Origin of the sequence: Bradyrhizobium sp. (genome assembly GCF_030654605.1) — a bacterium.
Taxonomy (GTDB): domain Bacteria; phylum Pseudomonadota; class Alphaproteobacteria; order Rhizobiales; family Xanthobacteraceae; genus Bradyrhizobium.
In genome coordinates this window covers 1-1,255 of the sequence record NZ_JAURXB010000141.1, presented here as the reverse complement: position 1 = coordinate 1,255, position 1,255 = coordinate 1, and the positions used below count along the sequence as shown (strand labels likewise).

Here is a 1,255-nt window from a genome sequence, read left to right as displayed (position 1 = left end):
GCCAGCCCCAACGACAAGTTCGTAGCACTCGATTTTCTGAAGAACGCCAATATCGCGGCCGGCGGGGTGCTGCCGATGTGCCAGGACACCGGCACCGCGATCATCATGGGCAAGAAGGGGTTTCGCGTCATCACCGATGGCGACGACGAGGCCGCGCTCTCGGAGGGCGCGCGCGACGCCTATCTGCGCCGCAACCTGCGCTATTCACAGGTGGCGCCGCTGTCGATGTACGAGGAAAAAAACACCGCCAATAACATGCCGGCGCAGTGCGAGATCTATGCCGAGGGAGATGACGCCTACAAGTTCATGTTCATGGCCAAGGGCGGCGGCTCCGCCAACAAGAGCTTTCTGTTCCAGGCCACGCCGTCGGTTCTGACCAAAGACCGCCTGCTGGCGTTCCTGAAGGAGAAGGTGCTGACGCTCGGCACCGCCGCGTGCCCGCCCTACCACCTCGCCATCGTGATTGGCGGCACCTCGGCCGAGCTCTGCATGAAGACGGTGAAGCTGGCCTCGGCGCGCTACCTCGACGCGCTGCCCACCCATGGCTCGGCTGACGGCAACGCCTTCCGCGATCTGGAGATGGAGCAGGAAATCCTGAAGATGACGCAGTCGCTCGGCGTCGGCGCGCAGTTCGGCGGCAAGTATTTCTGCCATGACGTGCGCGTGATCCGGCTGCCGCGCCATGGCGCGTCGCTGCCGATCGGGCTCGGCGTGTCCTGCTCGGCGGACCGCCAGGTGCTCGGCAAGATCACGAAAGACGGCGTCTATCTCGAGGAGCTCGAACACAACCCCGCGCAGTATCTGCCGGCGGTGGAGCAGGCGCTCGGCGGCGAGGTGGTCAAGATCGATCTCAACCAGCCGATGAAGGATATTCTGGCGACGCTCTCAAAGCATCCGATCAAGACCCGGCTGTCGCTGTCAGGCACCATGATCGTGGCGCGCGATTCCGCCCATGCCAAATTGCGCGAGCGTCTCGACCGAGGCGAGCCGCTGCCGGATTACTTCAAAAATCACCCGGTGTATTACGCGGGTCCCGCCAAGACGCCGGACGGTTATGCCTCCGGCGCGTTCGGCCCGACCACCGCGGGGCGGATGGATTCCTTCGTCGACCAGTTCCAGGCGGCGGGCGGTTCGATGGTGATGGTGGCGAAGGGCAACCGCGCCGTCGCGGTGCGCGAGGCCTGCAAGAAGCATGGCGGCTTCTATCTCGGTTCGGTCGGCGGTTCGGCGGCCAACCTCGCCGAGCACTGCATCA

General features: G+C 64.7%; 1 protein-coding gene. It reads left to right on the top strand.

Translation table 11 applies throughout. The features are described 5' to 3' along the window. Window positions 1–1,255, top strand: a 1,255-nt coding sequence (locus tag Q7U29_RS13640; protein ID WP_304742234.1) for a fumarate hydratase, incomplete at both ends; no start/stop codon positions are given.